General features: G+C 73.0%; 16 protein-coding genes. 10 read left to right on the top strand and 6 right to left on the bottom strand.

Features of this window, described 5'->3' with window-relative positions:
* Positions 1-44: 44 nt before the first annotated feature.
* Together ACZ7KX_RS28225 and ACZ7KX_RS28220 are read right to left on the bottom strand one after the other, a co-directional pair.
* The gene (locus ACZ7KX_RS28225; RefSeq protein ID WP_470328912.1) at positions 45-1133 is read right to left on the bottom strand and encodes a Gfo/Idh/MocA family oxidoreductase; all 1089 of its coding nucleotides are present in this window, start codon (positions 1131-1133) and stop codon (positions 45-47) included.
* Positions 1134-1142: 9 nt separating this feature from the next.
* Positions 1143-1880 carry a MarR family winged helix-turn-helix transcriptional regulator gene (locus ACZ7KX_RS28220; protein WP_470328911.1) on the bottom strand — a complete coding sequence of 246 codons (738 nt, stop codon included), beginning with the start codon at positions 1878-1880 and terminating at the stop codon, positions 1143-1145.
* A gap of 227 nt (positions 1881-2107) precedes the next feature.
* Between ACZ7KX_RS28220 and ACZ7KX_RS28215 the strand changes: the two genes are divergently transcribed.
* From ACZ7KX_RS28215 to ACZ7KX_RS28190, 6 genes are all read left to right on the top strand, one after another.
* On the top strand, positions 2108-2665 hold the full coding sequence (locus tag ACZ7KX_RS28215; RefSeq protein WP_470328910.1) for a carboxymuconolactone decarboxylase family protein: 558 nt from the start codon (positions 2108-2110) through the stop codon (positions 2663-2665).
* A gap of 190 nt (positions 2666-2855) precedes the next feature.
* Positions 2856-3383 carry a hypothetical protein gene (locus ACZ7KX_RS28210; RefSeq protein WP_470328909.1) on the top strand — a complete coding sequence of 176 codons (528 nt, stop codon included), beginning with the start codon at positions 2856-2858 and terminating at the stop codon, positions 3381-3383.
* Between the two features lie 194 nt (positions 3384-3577).
* The gene (locus ACZ7KX_RS28205) at positions 3578-4357 is read left to right on the top strand and encodes an HAD-IIA family hydrolase (RefSeq protein ID WP_350521867.1); all 780 of its coding nucleotides are present in this window, start codon (positions 3578-3580) and stop codon (positions 4355-4357) included.
* Between the two features lie 108 nt (positions 4358-4465).
* Entirely contained in the window at positions 4466-5797 is a 1332-nt protein-coding gene (locus ACZ7KX_RS28200; RefSeq protein ID WP_470328908.1) for a low temperature requirement protein A, read from the top strand.
* Positions 5798-5875: 78 nt separating this feature from the next.
* Positions 5876-6604 (top strand): uracil-DNA glycosylase, encoded by a 729-nt coding sequence (locus tag ACZ7KX_RS28195; protein ID WP_470328907.1) that lies wholly within the window; start codon positions 5876-5878, stop codon positions 6602-6604.
* A 214-nt stretch (positions 6605-6818) separates the two neighbouring features.
* The gene (locus tag ACZ7KX_RS28190) at positions 6819-7871 is read left to right on the top strand and encodes a glycoside hydrolase family 6 protein (protein ID WP_470328906.1); all 1053 of its coding nucleotides are present in this window, start codon (positions 6819-6821) and stop codon (positions 7869-7871) included.
* A 92-nt stretch (positions 7872-7963) separates the two neighbouring features.
* Here the strand turns inward: ACZ7KX_RS28190 and glxA are convergent, their stop codons facing one another.
* The 4 genes from glxA to ACZ7KX_RS28170 all read right to left on the bottom strand — a co-directional run bounded on the left by glxA (position 7964) and on the right by ACZ7KX_RS28170 (position 14047).
* Positions 7964-9895, bottom strand: a complete 1932-nt coding sequence (glxA, locus tag ACZ7KX_RS28185; RefSeq protein ID WP_470328905.1) for a radical copper oxidase GlxA — start codon at positions 9893-9895, stop codon at positions 7964-7966.
* A 16-nt stretch (positions 9896-9911) separates the two neighbouring features.
* The gene (locus tag ACZ7KX_RS28180) at positions 9912-12128 is read right to left on the bottom strand and encodes a glycosyltransferase family 2 protein (protein ID WP_470328904.1); all 2217 of its coding nucleotides are present in this window, start codon (positions 12126-12128) and stop codon (positions 9912-9914) included.
* Positions 12129-12519: 391 nt separating this feature from the next.
* Positions 12520-13281, bottom strand: a complete 762-nt coding sequence (locus ACZ7KX_RS28175; protein ID WP_470328903.1) for a 3-oxoacid CoA-transferase subunit B — start codon at positions 13279-13281, stop codon at positions 12520-12522.
* A gap of 4 nt (positions 13282-13285) precedes the next feature.
* Complete coding sequence (locus tag ACZ7KX_RS28170; protein ID WP_470328902.1) at positions 13286-14047, bottom strand: CoA transferase subunit A; 762 nt, start codon at positions 14045-14047, stop codon at positions 13286-13288.
* A gap of 336 nt (positions 14048-14383) precedes the next feature.
* Between ACZ7KX_RS28170 and ACZ7KX_RS28165 the strand changes: the two genes are divergently transcribed.
* The 4 genes from ACZ7KX_RS28165 to ACZ7KX_RS28150 are packed head-to-tail and all read left to right on the top strand — an operon-like array spanning position 14384 to position 18184.
* On the top strand, positions 14384-15655 hold the full coding sequence (locus ACZ7KX_RS28165; protein ID WP_470328901.1) for a substrate-binding domain-containing protein: 1272 nt from the start codon (positions 14384-14386) through the stop codon (positions 15653-15655).
* Positions 15656-15660: 5 nt separating this feature from the next.
* On the top strand, positions 15661-16458 hold the full coding sequence (locus ACZ7KX_RS28160; protein WP_470328900.1) for an ABC transporter ATP-binding protein: 798 nt from the start codon (positions 15661-15663) through the stop codon (positions 16456-16458).
* A 56-nt stretch (positions 16459-16514) separates the two neighbouring features.
* A complete protein-coding gene (locus ACZ7KX_RS28155; protein WP_470329002.1) occupies positions 16515-17318 on the top strand; it encodes an ABC transporter ATP-binding protein in 804 nt (267 codons plus the stop codon).
* A complete protein-coding gene (locus ACZ7KX_RS28150; protein ID WP_470328899.1) occupies positions 17318-18184 on the top strand; it encodes a branched-chain amino acid ABC transporter permease in 867 nt (288 codons plus the stop codon). Before ACZ7KX_RS28155 ends, ACZ7KX_RS28150 begins: the two co-directional genes overlap by 1 nt.
* Positions 18185-18197: the final 13 nt, after the last annotated feature.

Raw genomic sequence — 18197 nt, 5'->3', positions numbered from 1 at the left:
TCCGGCGGGCGGCAGATCCTGCCGGAGCCTGCGCGGGTTGCCGGTCAGCCCAGGCGGACCGCCGTCCCGGTCGCGGCGGAGGTGCGGGCGGCCTCCAGGACGGTGAGGGTGGCCACCGCGTCGCGCGGGTCGACCGGGGGCGGGGTGCCCGGGTCGGCCAGGGCGGCGGCGATGCCCGCGTAGTAGGCGGGGTAGTCGCCCGGGTCGGTCGGGAGGGAGATCGCGGACTCGTCCGTGCCGAGGGTGCCGTAGTGCCCGGGCTCGTCGGCGCCCCACGGGCGGGTGCCGTCGGGGCGCAGGCCGGCCCGCAGGTCGGCTTCCTGCGGGTCCATGCCGGGCTTGACGTACCCGGCGGCGTCGCCGAGCACCCGCAGCCGGGGGCCGATCAGCGGGGTGATGGCGCTGGTCCACAGGTGCGAGCGGGTGCCGGAGGCGTGGGTGAGGGCGAGGAAGGCGTCGTCGTCCACGACCGCGCCGTCGCGCCGCACGTCGATCTCCGCGTACACCGTCTCGACCGGTCCGAACAGGGTGAGCGCCTGGTCGACCAGGTGGCTGCCCAGGTCGTACAGGGTGCCGCCGACCTCGGACGGGTCGGCCAGCTCGCGCCAGCCCGGCTTGGGCTTGGGGCGGAAGCGCTCGAAGCGGGACTCGAAGCGGTGCACCCGGCCGAGCGCGCCGCCGCGCACCAGGCGGCCGGCGGTGAGGAAGTCGCCGTCCCAGCGCCGGTTCTGGAAGACGGAGAGCAGGACGCCCCGCTCCTCGGCGAGCCGGCAGAGTTCCTGCGCCTCCGCGGCGGTGCCGGCCAGCGGCTTGTCCACCACGGTGGCCAGGCCGGCCCGCAGGGCGGCGCGGGCGAGCGGGGCGTGGGTGCGGTTGGGGGAGGCGATGACGACCAGGTCGAGCGCGTCCGGGTCGGCGAGCAGCTGCTCGGGGGTGTCCACGGCGCGGGCGCCCGGGTGTTCGCGTGCCAGCTGCTCGCGGCGCTCGGGGTTGGCGGTGACCACGGCGTCCAGCCGCAGCCCCGGCGTGGTGGCGATCAGCGGTGCGTGGAAGGCGGAGCCGGCCAGGCCGTAGCCGATCAGACCGACGCGCAGCGGCTGTTCGGGCAGGGGGCGGGAGGTCTGCGGGTTCATGAGGCCTACTCAATCACGGGGCGCCCGGTTGCTCCCGGTTTGGTGCACGGCGTCGGGGAGCGCCGACCGGTCCCGGGCGGGGGTGCGGCGCGGGAGCGTGGACGGCTCCTGGTCGGGGCCGTCGTTGCGGGCGTCGTCGGGGAGGACCGCCGGCTCGTGGTCGGGGCAGTCGACGCGCAACTGGCCGTCGCCGAACGGGGCGTCGACGAAGTCGCAGTGGTGCGGCGCGCGCGGGTTCTCGGGGTGGGCGTCGGGCCGGTAGAAGCGGCAGGTGACGCAGGTGCGGGAGACCGGGACGGCGCCGTGGCGCTGGAGCGCGCGGATCATCGTGGTGGTGCCGCGGAGCATCGCGGCCACGGTGTCCCCGTCGAGGGCGGCGAGCGCCTCGCCGAGCGGCGGCGGGACGACGGCGAGGCGTTCGGCCTCGGCGCGCCCGGCGTCGGTGAGGGCCAGCGTGACGGCGCGCGAGTCGGCCCGGTCGCGTTGACGGTCCACCAGTTCCTTCCCGACGAGGGCGCGGACGGCGTCGCTGACGGTGGGTGCGGTGGAGGCGAGTGCGGTGACGATCTCGCCCTGGCGGCGGGGCCGCCGGTCGCCGGCCAGGAACAGCAGGATGTCGGCCTGGAGCGGGGTGAGCCGGACCGGGCCGGCGTTGTGCCAGGTGCTGAGGCGGACGGCCTGGCCGAGTCGGGTGAGCCCGATCAGCAGTTGCTCGCTGGGGGAGGGGCCGGGCAGCGGATCCGCCATGGTGTCCGGTCCTCTCCTCTGGTCGGCCTTCCGCCCGGGCGGCCCGGCCGTCGGGTCCGTCCGGCCGTCGGGCCCGCTCGGCCGTCGGGTGGCTCGGCGTTCGGGTCGGGTGGCCGGCGTGCGATGTGCGCCCTTGCATTCTAGGCAGTGCCAACTATATTTGGCTCTGCCAACAATCACTTGGCACTGCCAACGAAAGTCAATCGCAGCGAACGGAGAGCACAGCCATGCCCCGACTCGGCACGATCGACCCCGCGACCGCCGAACCCGCCACCAAGGCCCTTCTCGGCAAGGTCGAGCGGGCCCTCGGCGTGACGCCCAACATGATGCGCGCCATGGCCTCCTCGCCCGCCGTCCTGGAGGCCTACCTGGCCTTCAGCGGCGCCCTGGCCAAGGGGCGCCTCGGCGCCGGCCTGCGGGAGCAGATCGCCCTGGTCACCGCCGTCGAGAACGCGTGTGACTACTGCTACGCCGCCCACCACGTCCTGGGCGCCCGCGCGGGCGTCAGCCCGGCCGACCTCGCCGCCGGCGGCCACGCCGGGGCCGCCGACCCGAAGGAGGCCGCGGCCCTGCGGTTCGCCCGTACCGTCCTGCGCAGCAAGGGCTTCGTCTCCGACGAGGACCTCGCCGAGGTGCGCGCGGCAGGCTACGGGGACGGCGAGATCGGCGAGATCATCGGCGCGGTCGCGCTGAACTCCTTCACCAACTGGTTCAACTCGGTCGGCCGGACCGAGATCGACTTCCCGGCCGTTCCGCTGCCCGAGCCGACGCCGGCCGGCGCCTAGGCCGACGGCCGGGGCCCGGTCATGGTCCCGGCCCGGGTTCCGGTCCCGGGCCGGGCCCCGGGTGTCGGCGCGGCGCACCGGCGCACCCCCCGACCGCGGCGGGAGGGTGCGCCGGTGCGCCGCAGTGCCGCTCCGCGCCCACCGTCCGGTCCGCAGGCGGCGCCGGCTCCCCCGGGTCGGCCGTTCCCCGGTGCCCGAGGTCCGCCGGGACACCTCCGGGGTGCTGTTGACCCGGATCGCCGAGGTGGCGGATGAGCCGCTGGTGCTGGAGCCGACCGACCGGCGGGTGGAGTGGGAGACCAACACCTGGTGGCCGGGTGCGGAGGACGAGGACAGGCGGGCCCCGTCGGTGCCGGAGGTGGTCGCCGCCTTCGAGCGGACCGCCGAAGGCATCCGGCGCCGCATCCGCGGGACGGGCTTCGCCGGGGTGGCGACGTTCTACGTGTGGCACGACGAGCAGGCCGGGCAGCTCCGGTGCTCGACCGGATCGGTGGCCGCGGACGAGTTGCCGTTCGGCGGTGCCCACGTGCCGTCCGGCGACCTCGGCGCCGTGATCGAGGGCTTCCTGGGCGACCGGGAGTCGGGCGTCGTCGCCTGGTCGGACCTTGAGGACGGGTCGGACCTTGAGGATGTGCACGACCGGTGCGGGCGGGCCCCCGAGCCGGAGGTCGCACCGTTTCCGGTGTGGGTGTGCAGTGTCGGGCGGGTTCCACGTTGACCGGTCCCGCCCGCCGGGGCGGCCTCGGCGGCGGTGCGGACGGCCGGGCAGGTCGGCTCTTCAGGGCGCGCTGACGGACGGCTACGCTGGGCGGTGTCAGGGCAGCCAGTGGCGCCCGGCCGGCCGAGGGTGTCCGGTCCGGAGCGGTGTTACGAGATCGACCAGAACCGTTGCAAGACCGAGGAGACACCTACGTGGCAGAGCGCAAGCCCATCGAGTCCTGGCTGACCGACATGGACGGGGTCCTCATCCACGAGGGCACGCCGATCCCCGGGGCGGAGGAGTTCCTGCGCCGGCTGCGGGAGTCCGGCAAGCCCTTCCTGGTCCTCACCAACAACTCGATCTACACGCCGCGCGACCTCAGCGCCCGCCTGGCCGGGATGGGCCTGGAGGTCCCGGAGGAGTGCATCTGGACCTCCGCCCTGGCCACCGCGAAGTTCCTCAAGAGCCAGCGCCCGAACGGCACCGCCTACGTGATCGGCGAGGCCGGGCTCACCACCGCGCTGTACCAGGCCGGCTACGTGCTGACCGACAACAACCCCGACTACGTGGTCCTCGGCGAGACCCGCACCTACTCCTTCGAGGCGCTCACCAAGGCGATCCGCCTGATCAACCAGGGCGCCCGGTTCATCTGCACCAACCCGGACGAGACCGGCCCTTCGCCCGAGGGCGTGCTGCCGGCCACCGGATCGGTCGCGGCGCTGATCACCAAGGCGACCGGCGTCGAGCCGTACTTCGTCGGCAAGCCCAACCCGCTGATGATGCGCGAGGCGCTGAACACCGCCGGCGCCCACTCCGAGAGCGCCGTGATGATCGGCGACCGGATGGACACCGACATCGTCGCGGGCATGGAGGCGGGCATGGAGACGATCCTGGTGCTCACCGGCCTGACCTCCGCCGCCGACGTGGAGCGCTTCCCGTACCGGCCGACCCGCGTGGTCAAGTCGATCGCGGACCTGGTCGAGCTGGTCTAGCCTCTGCGGTGCTGTCGTGGGCCCCGTTCCGGCCGTTCGCCGGGGCGGGGCCCGCTTCGTACGGTTCGGCATGCGGGAGGCTTCGGCATGCGGGGAGGCAAGGCGCGCATGAGCACGACGGGGGAGTCACCGGAGTCCGAGCTGCGGGGGCCGGAGCTCACGGGATCCGAGCTGAGGGGGCCGGAGCTCGGGGGGGCCGAGTCGCGGGAGCCCGAGCTGCCGGGGACGGAACCGCGGGAGCCCGAGCAGGCGGGCCCGGAGGAGAAGCGGGTCACCTGGGCGGAGCTCTACTTCGACCTGGTCTTCGTCTTCGCGATCACGCAGGTCTCCGGCCTGCTGCACCACCACCACGACGCGGCCGGCCTGGTCCGGGCGCTGGTGGTCTTCGTGCCGGTCTACTGGTGCTGGGTGGGCACCACCGTGCAGGCCAACATCCGGGACGTGGACAACCTGCGGGACCGCCTCGGCATCCTGCTGGTCGGCCTGACGGGCCTGTTCATGGCGCTCGCGATCCCGGGCGCGTACGGCGGGCGGGGCGTGCTGCTCGGCGCCGCGTACTGGCTGGCCCGGCTGGTGCTGCTGCTCCTGCTGGTCCGCGTCCCGGGCGTCTGGCGCGGCCCGTACGGCGTGGGCGTGCTGGTCAGCGGGCCGCTGCTGGTGACGGGCGGGCTGCTGCCGGACGGGCCGCGGCTGGTGATGTGGACGGCGGCCGCGCTCTGTGACCTGGCCGCGCCGCTGGTGTTCCGCCGGCGGCTCGCCAAGGTCGCCTACCACCCCGAGCACATGCCGGAGCGGTTCGCGCTGTTCCTGCTGGTCGCGCTCGGCGAATCGATCGTCGGGATCGGTGGCACGGCGGCCTACGCCCGGTTGGACGTGGCCGAACTCGCCGCGGTGGCAGTCGCGTTCACGATCTCGGCGGGCCTGTGGTGGCAGTACTTCGTGTACGCGGCCGATGCGATGCGGCATGCCGTGGTGATCGCCGACTCGCGCCGGGACGTGGTCCGGCGGATCTTCCAGTACGGGCACCTGGCGCTGGTCGCCGGGGTGATCGGGGTGGCGGTCGGCTTCGGGGAGACGGTCGCGGACCCGTGGCAGGCGCTCGGCCCGGGGTCGGTGACGTTGCTGTACGGCGGCTGCGGGCTGTACCTGCTGACCTTCGGGTACACGCGGTGGATGATGTTCCGCCAGGTCGCGTCGACCCGGATCGCCGCTGCCGTGGTGGCGCTGGCGCTGCTGCCCGCCATGGTCCGGCTGCCGGCGCTGGTGGTGCTGTCGACACTGGCGGTGCTGCTGGTGACGCTCAACGTGCTGGAGCACCTCCGGGTGGAGCGCACCGCGCGCTCCGCCGCCGGGGCGTCGGCTCCGGCCTCGGCCTCGGATCCTGCCTCCGCGCCCGCTCCGGTCCCGGCCGCCGGCTCCGCGCCCGCTCCTGTGGAGTGAGTTGTCGGTGGGCCTGTGTAGCGTTCGGGGTGAAAGAGGGCGTGCGGCGCAGCAGCCGCGGTGTGGGAGGTAGATGTCGTGACGGACACGGTCGAGGCGGGCGTGGTCGAGGCCGGCGAGGGCGGCGGGCTGGAGCTGCCCGAGTCCTGGCGCGGGGTGCTGGGCGCCGAGACGGAGAAGCCGTACTTCGCCGAGCTGGCGGCCTTCGTGGCGGCCCAGCGCGCGGAGCACGAGGTGTTCCCGCCGAGCGGCCAGGAGTTCGCCGCGCTGGAGGCCACTCCGTACGACAAGGTCCGGGTACTGGTGCTCGGCCAGGACCCGTACCACGACAACGGCCAGGCCCACGGCATGAGCTTCTCGGTGCTGCCCGGCACCAGGACGCCGCCTTCGCTGCGCAACATCTTCAAGGAGCTGGACGCCGACCTGGGCATCCCGGCTCCGGACAACGGCTACCTGATGCACTGGGCCGAGCAGGGCGTGCTGCTGCTCAACGCGGTGCTCACGGTCCGTGCGCACGAGGCGAACTCGCACAAGGCCAAGGGCTGGGAGAAGTTCACCGACGCGGTGATCAAGGCGGTGAGCGAGCGCGAGGAGCCGGTGGTCTTCGTGCTGTGGGGCAACTACGCGAAGAAGAAGCTGCCGCTGATCGACACCGAGAAGCACGTGGTGGTGCAGGGCGCGCACCCGTCGCCGCTGTCCGCCAAGCTGTTCTTCGGCAGCCGTCCGTTCTCGCAGATCAATGCCGCGCTGGACGGTTTCGGCGGCGAGCCGATCGACTGGCAGGTGCCCGACCTGAAGCAGGCCTGAGCCTCGGCCCGGGCTTCGTCGGGGGCGGATCCCGGGGTCCGGTGGCCGTGGTCGGACGGGTTCGATCTCCCGTTCGCCCACGGCCACTTGGCGTTCACGGCTGGTGGCCGTCGGTCGGTACCGGGTGTGCTTAGCTGGTGCCGATCGGTCGCCGGACCGGTCCTGGGAGGGGCGGTACGTGCACGGGCTGGGGCGGGCGAGGACGTTTCGGTGGGTGAGGGCCTCCCGGTGGGCCGTGGGGGCGGCGCTGGCCGGGGTGCTGGTGGCCGTGTCCGGTTGCAGCGGTTCGGGCGGTGGCGCAGGCGGCGGGTCCGCGTCGTCGGGCGGCGCAGCCACCTCCGGCTCCACCGTCGCGGGCACGGCCGCCGCGTCCGGTGGTCTCGCCCAACTGTCCGGGCAGACCTTCTTCGTCTCGGACCGGACCAACGCGGCTCTGCAGGTGACGGCGCTGCGCGGCCAGGGCCGGACGGCGGAGGCGGACACGCTGCTGAGGATCGCCTCCCAGCCCTCGTCGCAGTGGCTCGGTGAGCAGGGGGCCAAGGAGATCGCCGAGCAGGTGAGCCGGCGGGCCGCCGAGGCGGACCGGACGGCGGTCTTCGTCGCGTACGACATCCCGCACCGCGACTGCGGCCAGTACTCGGCCGGCGGCGCCGCGGACGCCGCCGCCTACCGGGCCTGGATCACCGACGTGGCCCGGGCCCTCGGCGACCGCAAGGCCTGGGTGGTGCTGGAGCCGGACGCCGTCGCGCACACCCTGGACACCTGCGGCATCAAGGGAGACCTGGCCGCCGAGCGGTACGGCCTGCTGGCCTTCGCCGTCCAGGAGTTGAAGAAGCGTCCGAACGTCCGGGTCTACCTGGACGCGGGCAACCCCGGCTGGGCGCAGGACCCGGACGAGCTGGCCGGCGCGCTGCGCAAGGCGGGCATCGCCGCTGCGGACGGTTTCGCCGTGAACGTCGCCAACTTCTACGACACCGAACGGAACGCGGCGTACGGCGCCCGGCTCTCCGCCGCGCTGGGCGGGAAGCACTTCGTCATCGACACCAGTCGCAGCGGCAACGGTGCGCTGGGCGGCGACTCCTGGTGCAACCCGCCCGGGCGGGCCCTGGGTGAGCGGCCGACCGCCGAGACCGGCCGGCCGGGGGTGGACGCCTACCTGTGGATCAAGAACCCGGGCGAGTCGGACGGGGACTGCGGACGCGGCGAGCCCCGGGCGGGCGAGTTCTGGCTGCCGTACGCGCTCGGGCTGGCGCAGGCGGCGCGCTGAGGCAGCGGGCCGTGCCCGTGCCCCGGGACCGTGCGTCCGCCTGGTCGGGCTGCCTGTCCGTCCGGTCCGGCTGCCTTCCCGGGCCGGTCCGCTCAGCCGGTGACCTGGATCCAGCGGGCGACCGACGGGGTGCCGGCGGCGTCCGTCAGGAACAGCATGTACCAGCCCGGGGGCAGGAGGTTGGGGTTGCCGGGGAGGGCGAGCGAGATGCCGTCCGCCGTCCGCCCGGTGATGTCGAGGGCCACCGAGCGCTGTTCGACGTCCGTCACGTGGGTGACCGAACTCGGCCGGATCAGTTTGGCGGTGGCGACGGCCTCCGGCCGGGAGGTGCCGACGCTGACGGTGCCGCCGAGCTTCGCCGCCCGGGGTGCGGTGCCCACCTGGGGGCGGTCGCCGCGGTACAGGTAGGGCGGGGTGTAGATCTCGATGCGCTGCTCGAAGCCGCCGGGCTGGGTCTCGGCCTTGTCGGCGAAGAGCGGGTTGGAGCCGAGCACGGCGACCCGGCCGTCGGGCAGCAGCAGCGCCTCCGAGTGGTAGTTGCGGCCGACGGTCGGTTCGGCGGCGGTGGTGAAGCTGTTGGAATCCGGGTGGTACACCTGCGCCTTGAGCAGGTCGCTGTCGCCGCGGCCGCGGTAGCCGCTGGAGCCGCCGGTGGTGAAGACGGTGTCGTCCGGGAGGATCACGCTGTTGAGGTAGCGGGTGCCGCCGGCCGGCAGGTCCGGGCCGGGGGTGAAGGAGGGCTTGGCGGCGGCGAGGTCGGCGATGTCGGTGCGCGCCGTGGACAGCGGCGACTCGCCGACGCCACCGCCGCCGAGGACCATCACCCTCTGCGACTGCGCGGGCGGCAGCAGCACCGAGGAGGAGGTCTCGGTCAGGCCCGGGTCGCGCAGGCCGGGGACGGGCTGGAAGGTGTTGTTCGACAGGTCCCAGACGCCGGGCTCGCGGCCCTTGTCGGCGGGGCCGTAGCCCCCGTTGGAGCCGGAGTAGAAGAGCTTGCCGGAGGCGGTCAGGAAGATCGCCGGGTAGGTCGGGAAGTAGTGGTCGGGCGCCTTGGCCCAGGTCTTGTCCTTCGGGTCGTAGATCTCGTTGTCGTTGCCGTTGAGGATCCGGCCGGCGTCGTCCAGCCCGGAGACGGTGACCACCCGGCCGTCGCCCAGCCCGGTCAGCGTCGGGTACCAGCGGGCGTAGGCCATGTCGGTGACCGGCTCGTACAGTTCGGTGTCCGGGTTGAACTCGAAGGCGGAGCGGATGCCCTGGTACTCCTGCTTGTCCAGGCTGAGCTTGTCGCTCTGGCCGTAGAGGTTGCGGGCGTCGGCGCCGCTCAGGTCCTTGATCCGGTACTGGGCGGGCGAGCCGGCGACGTAGTCGGGGCCGGTGCCGACCGCCTCGACGAACACGTGCTGCTCGCCGGCGGTGATCACGGTCTGCTTGCCGGAGCCGCTCTTGGTCGCGGCCGGGACGGTCACCGGGACGGTGCTCGCGTACTCGCGGCCGTTCGGGGCGACGAAGACGGTGCCCTTCGGGAGGGTCCGGGCGCGCTCGGGGCTCTCGTTGCGCACCCGCATGACGCCGGCCGCCTTCTTCACCGCGCCCGCCAGCTTCTCGTACCGCTGGGTGCCGCCGGCGACCAGGACCCGGCCGTCCGGCAGCGAGGTGTGCCCGCCGCAGAACATGTCGGCCGGGGTGGGCACCAGCTTGTAGGTGTTCCGGGCCGGGTCCCAGAGCAGGCTCTTGAAGGTGCCCGCGTTGAACTGCTTCTGGTCGTTGCCGGAACCGGCCACGACCAGCACCTTTCCGGTGCGCAGCAGGGTGGCGTGGACGGCGTTGACCCGGAACTCGGCGGGCAGCGTCAGGGTCTGCCAGTGGCCGTACTGCGCCTTGTACTCGGGGCGGTTGATCACGTAGTGGTGGTACTGCTGGGTCGCGAAGCCGAGGACGGCCGGTGCGTTCATCCCCGCCACGGTCAGTGCGACGGTGCTGCCGAGGGCGAAGCGCTTGGTGCGGCCGGTCTTGTGGATCCTCACGGTGGTTGCTACTCCCTCAGTGGATGGGGGTGCCGCTCTCGTGCTGCGGGGCCCGGACGAACGATGCGGGGTGCGCGGGGTGCGCGGGCTGCGCCGGCTGCTGCGGGTGCGGGTGCGGGTGCGGGTGCTGTGCGGGCTGGGCGGGTTGCGGGGCCCGGGGGTCGCGGGCGTGGCGCGGGCGGCGCTTCTCCAGGAGGACCTTCGGGTCTGCGGCCGGGCCGCCCGTGACGGTGAGGGTGGCGGTGGGCCGGGTGCGGCGGCGGCGTGCGGTGTCCCCGGCCAGGATCAGGAGCGGCAGCAGGGTCAGCGCCAGGGCGATCCAGGCCCAGGTGCGCATCGCGACGTGGTCGTAGCCGGTGAAGTACGAGGCGGCGATCGCGCCGCCGAACACCAGTGTCCAGAACAGGTGGAAGCGGAAGGTGCCGAGGCGGTCGGTGCTGGCCGAGCGGCCCTTCGGCGTCACCTCGAAACGGCTGCGGCGGCGCACCAGCGCCTGCAGCAGCGAGGCCGCGTAGATCGGTCCGCAGAGCGCCGACATCACCATTCCGGCGACCCCGGACGAGCCGGCCGGCTCGTGCGGGCTCACGTTGTGCTTGCGGTTCCAGGTGTAGAGCAGGAGTTGGAGGGCGGCGGCGTCGCTGTAGAGCATCATCCAGATCTCGGAGGAGACGTGGACGCCCGAGGCGCCGAAGCCCAGGTAGAGCACGCTGGACAGGCCGCCGAGCAGCCAGGTGAGCGCGGCCATCGGGTAGAAGAGCACCATCAGCGAGTAGTTGAGCAGCCGGCCGGGTGAGAGCTGCCGGAGCACCCGCCAGTACTGGGTGAGCAGGGTCTCGTAGGTGCCCCGGCTCCAGCGGAGCTGTTGGGAGAAGAAGTCGGTCCAGGAGGAGGGGCCTTCGCCGACGGCGAGCACGTCCGGGGTGTACACGGATTTCCAGCGCTCTCCGGTCTCCGGGTTACGGCTCCGGTGGAACTCCAGACCGGTCGCCATGTCCTCGGTGATGGAGTCGTACAACCCGCCGATCGACTGGAGTGCGCGGATTCTGACGGCGTTGTTGGTTCCGACGAACATGGGCGCGCCGTAACGGTTTCCGGCGCGCTGGATGAGGGCGTGGAAGAGGTACTGCTGGCTCTCGGAGAATTTGGTGACGGCGGAGCCCGAGCTGCGGTAGTTCCCGTACACCTGGGGGCCCACCACGAATGCCACGTCGGGGTCGCGGAAGTAGCCGAGCATGCGCTCGCAGAAGTCCGGCAGCGGAACGTGGTCGGTGTCGACGGCCACCCAGAAGTCGTAGTCGTCGCCGTGCGCCTGGAGCCAGGCGTTGTAGTTGCCGTGCTTGCTCCTGGCACGGAACCGGCCCTCGGGGCGGTTCCAGTGCGGCCGGCCCGCCCGGGTGAAGTGGCGGACGCCCAGCTCGGCGCAGAGCTCCCGCATTGCAGAATCGTTTCCCTCGTCCAACAGCCAGACGTCGTAGGGGCCGTCGTGCCGCACGGCGCGGGCGGCGGCCAGCGTGGCCCGGACCATCTCGGGCGGCTCCTTGCCCGGCACGCAGGCGGTGAGGAAGGCGACCCGGGTGCCCCGTTCCGGGGTCACGGGGATCGGATCGCGGGCGACGAGGGTGGCGTGGGCGTTGGAGACCACGTTGACCAGCCGGAACACCTCGACCACGGCGATGATCCCGATCATCACCTTGTCGCCGAGCAGCACCAGGACGTTCGTCTCGTCCAGCCGCTCCGGCCAGTGCTCCGGCAGCAGGAGCCAGATCAGCAGCACCGCCTCCACGACGGGGGCGGCCGCCAGCAGCAGGGCGGCCCGGACCCGGTGCGGCTCGCGGCGCAACAGGCTGCGGTAGCGGACGCGATAGGGCGCGCGGTACGGGTCGGCGGAGGACCCGGGTTGCGAAGCGCCTGCCGCGGGTGGGGCCGCCCGGCCACCCAGGGGGGTTGTCGCGGGGCCGGGGTTGGGACTGGCGTCGGGGGTGCGGCCGGGGCCGGCGCTGGGGATGTGGCCGGGGCCGGGGCCGGGGTGGGCCGGCTCGGGGCAGTAGATCCCGCCGCCGAGGTCGCCGTCGTCGTCCGGATCGTGTGCCGGGCCGGCGAGGCGGCTGAAGTGGCCGTAGTCGTACGGGGCTTCGGGTATGGGTAACTCGCTCAGGGCGGCCCCGTCGAGCTGCCCGGTGCCTCGCCTCCGGGCCGTTCCGATGCCCTTTCGTCGCGAGAACGGCGTGGTCATAGCTGCTCCCCCCCGGAGTCCACCTTGCTCTACTGCTCGGCCTCGTCGTGGAGTCGTCGTCCAGACAGAACACGGCCCGGTGAACTGCGGCCTTTCCAGGCAGTTCACCGGGCTGTTCGGCACATGAAGTGTGCGACTGGTTCAGTTGTGCGCCTGCACGGTGACTTCGAATGCGGGACCCGGCGAAACTCCCGGCTTCCCCTCCGGGCGCTCAGATCCGCTAGGTGGTCAACTCTCCCGGAGCGTCACGGTGATTGCAACCGTTCCGAGAAATGATCACCACCCAGGCATGAAGACCCAGCGGTTCCGGGCCGATCTCGCGGCCGGAGGTGATATGGATACGAATTCCTTCCGAGGGCGAGCCCGTGGCGCGTCGGAGCGGGCGACGGGGTCACCCGGGCGGCAGCAGGGCGGCTCCGGTCGCCGCCCGGACCTCCTCGAACCCGACGCCCGGCGCCGTCTCCACCACGCGCAGCCCCTCCGGGGTCACGTCGATCACCGCGAGATCGGTGACGATCCGGTCCACGACTCCTCGACCCGTCGCGGGGAGCGACAGCTCGTCGACGATCTTCGGCGAGCCGTCCCTGGCGGTGTGCTCCATCACGACGATCAGCCGACGGGCCCCGTGCACCAGGTCCATCGCACCGCCCATGCCCTTGACCGTCTTGCCGGGGATCATCCAGTTCGCGAGGTCACCGGCGGCCGACACCTGCATCGCACCGAGCACCGAGACGTCGATCCGGCCCGCCCGGATCATGCCGAAGGAGAGGGCGGAGTCGAAGTACGAGGCCCCGGGGGCGACCGTCACGGTCTCCTTCCCGGCGTTGATCAGGTCGGCGTGCTCGGCGCCCTGCTCCGGGTACGGGCCGACGCCGAGGATCCCGTTCTCGGAGTGCAGCACCACTTCGACGCCCGGCGGGAGGTGGTCGGGGATCAGGGTGGGCAGGCCGATGCCCAGGTTCACGTACTGCCCGTCGACCAACTCCCGGGCGGCGCGGGCGGCCAGGGCGTTGCGCCGGTCGAGGCCGGTGGCAGTGGTGGCAGCGGTGGCGGTGGCGGCAGTGGTCGTCGCGGCGCCGTCCCCGCGGCCGGTACTGGAGGCGGGGCCGGCGCCGGTGCCGGGGACGGGCAGGGTGCTGCTCGGGGCGGACATCGGCTCAGGCCTCCTGGAGTGCGGGGCGGACGGTCCGGCGCTCGATGCGGCGGTCCTCGGGGTCGGCGGCCACCACCCGGTCGACGTACACCCCGGGCAGGTGCACGGCGTCCGGCGGCAGCTCGCCCGGCTCGACGATCCGGTCCGCCTCGACCAGGGTGATCCGGCCCGCCGCCGCGCAGAGCGGGTTGAAGTTGCGGGCGGCCGCGTGGAACACGCAGTTGCCGTGCCGGTCCGCCACCTCGGCGCGGACCAGCGCGAAGGACGCCGTGATCGCCTCCTCCAGCAGGTACCGGCGGCCGCCGAACTCCCGGACCTCCTTGGGCGGCGAGGCCACGGCCACCGAACCGTCCGCCGCGTAGCGCCACGGCAGCCCGCCCTCCTCGACCTGGGTGCCGACCCCGGCCGGGGTGAAGAACGCCGGGATGCCGGCGCCGCCCGCCCGGAGCCGTTCGGCCAGCGTGCCCTGCGGGGTCAGCTCCACCTCCAGCTCGCCGGAGAGGTACTGCCGGGCGAACTCCTTGTTCTCCCCGACGTACGACGAGGTCATCCGGGCGATCCGGCCCGCCCGCAGCAGCCGGCCCAGCCCCCAGTCGTCCACCCCGCAGTTGTTCGAGACCACGCGCAGCCCGGTCGTGCCGGCGTCCACCAGCGCACCGATCAGGGCGCTCGGGATGCCGCAGAGGCCGAAGCCGCCGACGGCCAGCACGGCGCCGTCGGGGATGTCCCCGACCGCGTCGGCGGGGGAGTCCAGGACCTTGTCCAAGGGATCACCTCGTGAGGGAGTGGAAGGAAGGGGGGGAGGGGAGAGCGGGCGCGGGCCCGGCCCGTTCCCTTCCCGGGGCCGTCCCGGCTCACCGGTGCCCCTCTCCACCGTCACCGCCCACGGGTAGGCGCAGCGATGGCGGCCACCACCATGGGTGGGTGCGGACCCGTGTCGGCGGGCCACACCCGCGCGCCCCGGAGGCGTTGCCGGACCGGCGGTATGTCGATCAGGGCCACATCCCGCCGGTCCGATGCATCGCCCGGCCACATGTCGCCGCTCCCACCGCACACCTACGGTTCCGGCATCCACCCCGCCGCACCTCAGGAGTCGGTCACCATGCGCAGTTCGACAGCCCCCACCGGGACCGCCTCCGGCGTCGGCCCGGGCGATTCCCTGACCGGCGGACCGGCCCGGAAGCTCGCCGTCCTCGCGGCGTGCGTCCTGCTCGCCGCGGGCTGCGCCAAGGCCGGTACCGCCGGGACGGGCGCGGCGGGCGGCGGTGGCAAGGGCCCGGTCAAGGTGGGCCTGGTGTACTCCAGGACCGGACCGTTGGCGGCCTACGGCAAGCAGTACCTGGAGGGATTCAAGGCCGGCCTGAGCTACGCGACCAAGGGCACCGGAGCGGTCGACGGGCACAAGATCGAGTTCGAGGAGCAGGACGACGCGGGCGACCCGGCCAAGGCGGTGTCCGCCGCCAAGGACCTGATCGGCAAGGGCTACAAGGTGCTGGCCGGCTCCACCGCCTCCGGCGTGGCCCTCCAGGTCGGCCCGATCGCCGCCCAGAACAAGGTGCTCTTCATCAGCGGCCCGGCCGCCGCCGACAAGGTCACCGGTCTGAACACGTACACCTTCCGTTCCGGCCGCCAGTCCTACCAGGACATCAGGACCGCGGCCTCGTTCGTGGGCGATGCCAAGGGCAAGAAGGTCACCGTGCTCGCCCAGGACAACGCCTTCGGGCAGGCCAACGTGGCCGCCGTCAAGGCGGTGCTCGGTGCCGAGGGGGCGACGGTCGACCAGGTGCTCGCCCCGCCGAGCGCCACCGACCTCACGCCGTTCGCCACCCAGGCCAGGACCGCCAAACCCGACCTGCTGTTCGTCGCCTGGGCCGGTGACACCGCCTCGGCCCTGTGGACGGCGCTCAACCAGCAGGACGTGTTCACCGACACCAAGGTCGTCACCGGCCTCGACCTGGCGGCCTCCTACCCGCTGTTCGGACCGGCCGGCGAGAAGATCTCCTTCCTGAACCACTACTTCGGTGGTGCCGCGGGCACCCCGGTCGAGAGGGCCATGGACGAGGCCGTCACCGCTGCCGGTGGGAAGACCGACATCTTCACCCCTGACGGCTTCACCGCGGCCCAGATGATCGTGCACGCCGTCGAGGCCGCCCACGGCTCCGCCGACGACACGTCGGCCCTGGTCAAGGCGCTGGAGGGCTGGAGCTTCGACGGGGTGAAGGGCAAGACCACGGTCCGCGCCGAGGACCACGCCCTCCTCCAGCCGATGTTCCAGGTCCGGCTGACCGGCACCGGGTCCGCTGCCAAGCCCTCGGTGGAGAAGGTGCTGACCGCGGACGAGGTGGCGCCGCCGGTCGCCCCGACGGCGGGTTGATCCCGATGCCCGCCCGTACCGCCGCCGCTCATGCCGCGTCGGCCGTGTGCTCCTCCTCTACGGTGCTGGGACTGGACGGGCTCGGTTGGTCCGTCCGCGGGGTTCCCATCGTCGAGGACGTCTCCTTCTCGGTCGCCGAAGGCGAGTTCATCGCCTTCATCGGACCCAACGGCGCCGGCAAGACCTCCCTCTTCAACCTGATCTCCGGCATCCACCCGACCACCCGCGGCAGGCTCCGGCTCGACGGCGCCGACGTCACGGCCGAGAGCGTGCACGCGCGGGCTCGCCGGGGGCTCGGCCGCACCTTCCAGACCTCCTCCCTCTGGCCGGGCATGACGGTTGCCGACCATGTCCGGTTGGCCGCACAGGCAGCCGCCGGCCCGCGCGCCTCGTACCGGCTCTGGCGCCGGGCCGACCGCTACGAGGAGCAGCTGGCCGACACCCTGCACCGCACCGAGCTCACCGAGCGCGCCGACACCCTGGCCGGCGCGCTCTCGCACGGGGAGAAGCGCAAGCTGGAGCTGGCCGTCCTCCTGGTCTCCGACCCGCGGCTGATCCTGCTGGACGAGCCGATGGCCGGCGTGAGCGCGGAGGAGGTACCGGCCCTCACCGAGCTGATCCGTTCCGTGCACCGCGACCTGGGCCGGACCGTCCTGATGGTCGAGCACCACATGGACGTCCTGCTCGGTCTGGCCGACCGGCTCGCGGTGATGTACCACGGCACCCTGCTCGCGCTGGACACCCCCGAGGCCGTGATGGCCGATCCGACCGTGCAGCAGGCCTACCTGGGCGAGGCGCTGTGACCTCCTCTCCGTTCTCCTCGCCGCAGTCGTCCGCTTCTCCTCAGCCGTCCTCCTCGTTGTCGTCGGGTGCCGAACCCCTCCTCTCCGTCCGTGACCTGCGGGTGGTCGTCGAAGGGCTGCACATCCTGCACGGGGTCGACCTCGACGTGGCTCCCACCGGGGTCACCGCGCTCCTCGGCCGCAACGGTGCGGGCAAGACCACCACCGTCAAGGCCGTCATGGGCCTGGTGCCGCGTACGGGCAGCATCCGCCTCGGCGGTGCCGAACTCTCCTCCCTTCCCACGCATCTGGTCGTTCGCCATGGCATCGGGTACGCGCCCGAGGACCGGGGGGTCTTCGCCGGTCTGACGGTCGCCGAGAACCTCCGCCTCGCCGAGCGCGGGGCCCCGGGCGGGGAGAGCGTCGCCGAGCCGAACTACCCGCTCGTCCACGAGCTCTTCCCCGAACTGAAGCACCGCGCCGGACAGTTGGCCGGGACGCTCTCCGGTGGCCAGCAGCAGATGGTGGCGATCGGCCGGACGCTGCTCAACCGCAACCGGTTGATCATCGCCGACGAGCCCACCAAGGGCCTGGCGCCCAGGATCGTCGCCGAGGTGGCCGAGGTCCTGGCGCGTGCAGCCGAGGCCGTGCCCGTCCTCCTCGTCGAGCAGAACCTCGCCCTCGTCCGCCGACTGGCCGGCACCTGCGCCGTCCTGGCCGACGGCCGCACCGCCCACCGCGGGGACACCGCCGAGCTGTTGGCGGACGAGGACGCCGCCCGCCGCCTGCTCGGCGTCGGCTCCCGCCACCCGCTCGCGGGCGGCCCCCGGCCCGCGGCCTCCCCGGCCGCTCCTGCCGTCACCGCGGAGGTGAAGCCCTGATGGACACCGTCGTCCTCCTTTCCTGTACCGGGCTCGGTCTCGGCGCGCTGTACTTCCTGGTCGCCTCCGGTCTGTCGCTGATCTTCGGTCTGATGGACGTGCTCAACTTCGCGCACGGCGCCCTGCTCTCGATCGGCGCGTACGCCACCTGGTGGGCGGGCGCCGAGGCCGGTCTCTCCTTCTGGCTCGCGGTGCCGTTCGGCACCCTGGTCGGGACGGCCGCCGCCGTCCTGCTGGAGCTCTTCCTGATCCGGCCGCTCTACAGCCGCCCGCGCGATCAGATCCTCGCCACCGTCGGGGTCGGGCTCGCCGTACCCGCCCTGCTCATGGGGATCTGGGGCGCGGACGCCCGCCCCTTCCCCCAGCCGGCCCTGCTGTCCGGCACCTGGCACGTGCTCGGTGCGACCGTCCCGGTCAACCGCTTCGTGCTGGTGGCTGCCGCCGCGCTGCTGTTGCCCGCTCTTCGGTTGTTCCTCGCCCGCACCCGCTACGGGCTGGTCGTCCGGGCCGGCGTCGAGGACCGGGCGATGGTCACGGCGCTCGGCATCGACGTCCGGAGGGCGTTCACCCTCGTCTTCGCCCTCGGCGGGGCGGCCGCCGCGCTCGGCGGCGCCCTCGGCGGTCTCTACTTCGGTTCGGTCAATCCCGGCCAGGGGACCGGTCTGCTCATCTTCGCCTTCGTCGTCGTGGTCATGGGGGGCATGGGATCCGTGACCGGGGCCGCCGCCGCCTCGGTGGGCGTCGGCCTCGTCCAGCAGTTCGCCAACTACTACACCGGCGCCGGGCTCGGCGACCTCTCGGTCGTCGTCCTGCTCGCCGTACTGCTTCTGGTCCGACCCCGTGGACTCACCGGGAGGCTCGCGTGACCGCCGAAACCCC

The sequence above is a fragment of the Kitasatospora sp. NPDC038210 genome (assembly GCF_055600605.1).
Note: the sequence above shows the minus strand (reverse complement) of the source record. Positions and strands in the feature narration are given on the sequence as shown.

Bases quoted from the DNA above. Each gene is read 5' to 3' on its own strand.
- ACZ7KX_RS28225 (WP_470328912.1), bottom strand. From the start codon at position 1,133: ATGAACCCGCAGACCTCCCGCCCCCTGCCCGAACAGCCGCTGCGCGTC.
- ACZ7KX_RS28220 (WP_470328911.1), bottom strand. From the start codon at position 1,880: ATGGCGGATCCGCTGCCCGGCCCCTCCCCCAGCGAGCAACTGCTGATC.
- ACZ7KX_RS28215 (WP_470328910.1), top strand. From the start codon at position 2,108: ATGCCCCGACTCGGCACGATCGACCCCGCGACCGCCGAACCCGCCACC.
- ACZ7KX_RS28200 (WP_470328908.1), top strand. From the start codon at position 4,466: ATGAGCACGACGGGGGAGTCACCGGAGTCCGAGCTGCGGGGGCCGGAG.
- ACZ7KX_RS28180 (WP_470328904.1), bottom strand. From the start codon at position 12,128: ATGACCACGCCGTTCTCGCGACGAAAGGGCATCGGAACGGCCCGGAGG.
- ACZ7KX_RS28175 (WP_470328903.1), bottom strand. From the start codon at position 13,281: ATGTCCGCCCCGAGCAGCACCCTGCCCGTCCCCGGCACCGGCGCCGGC.
- ACZ7KX_RS28165 (WP_470328901.1), top strand. From the start codon at position 14,384: ATGCGCAGTTCGACAGCCCCCACCGGGACCGCCTCCGGCGTCGGCCCG.
- ACZ7KX_RS28160 (WP_470328900.1), top strand. From the start codon at position 15,661: ATGCCCGCCCGTACCGCCGCCGCTCATGCCGCGTCGGCCGTGTGCTCC.
- ACZ7KX_RS28150 (WP_470328899.1), top strand. From the start codon at position 17,318: ATGGACACCGTCGTCCTCCTTTCCTGTACCGGGCTCGGTCTCGGCGCG.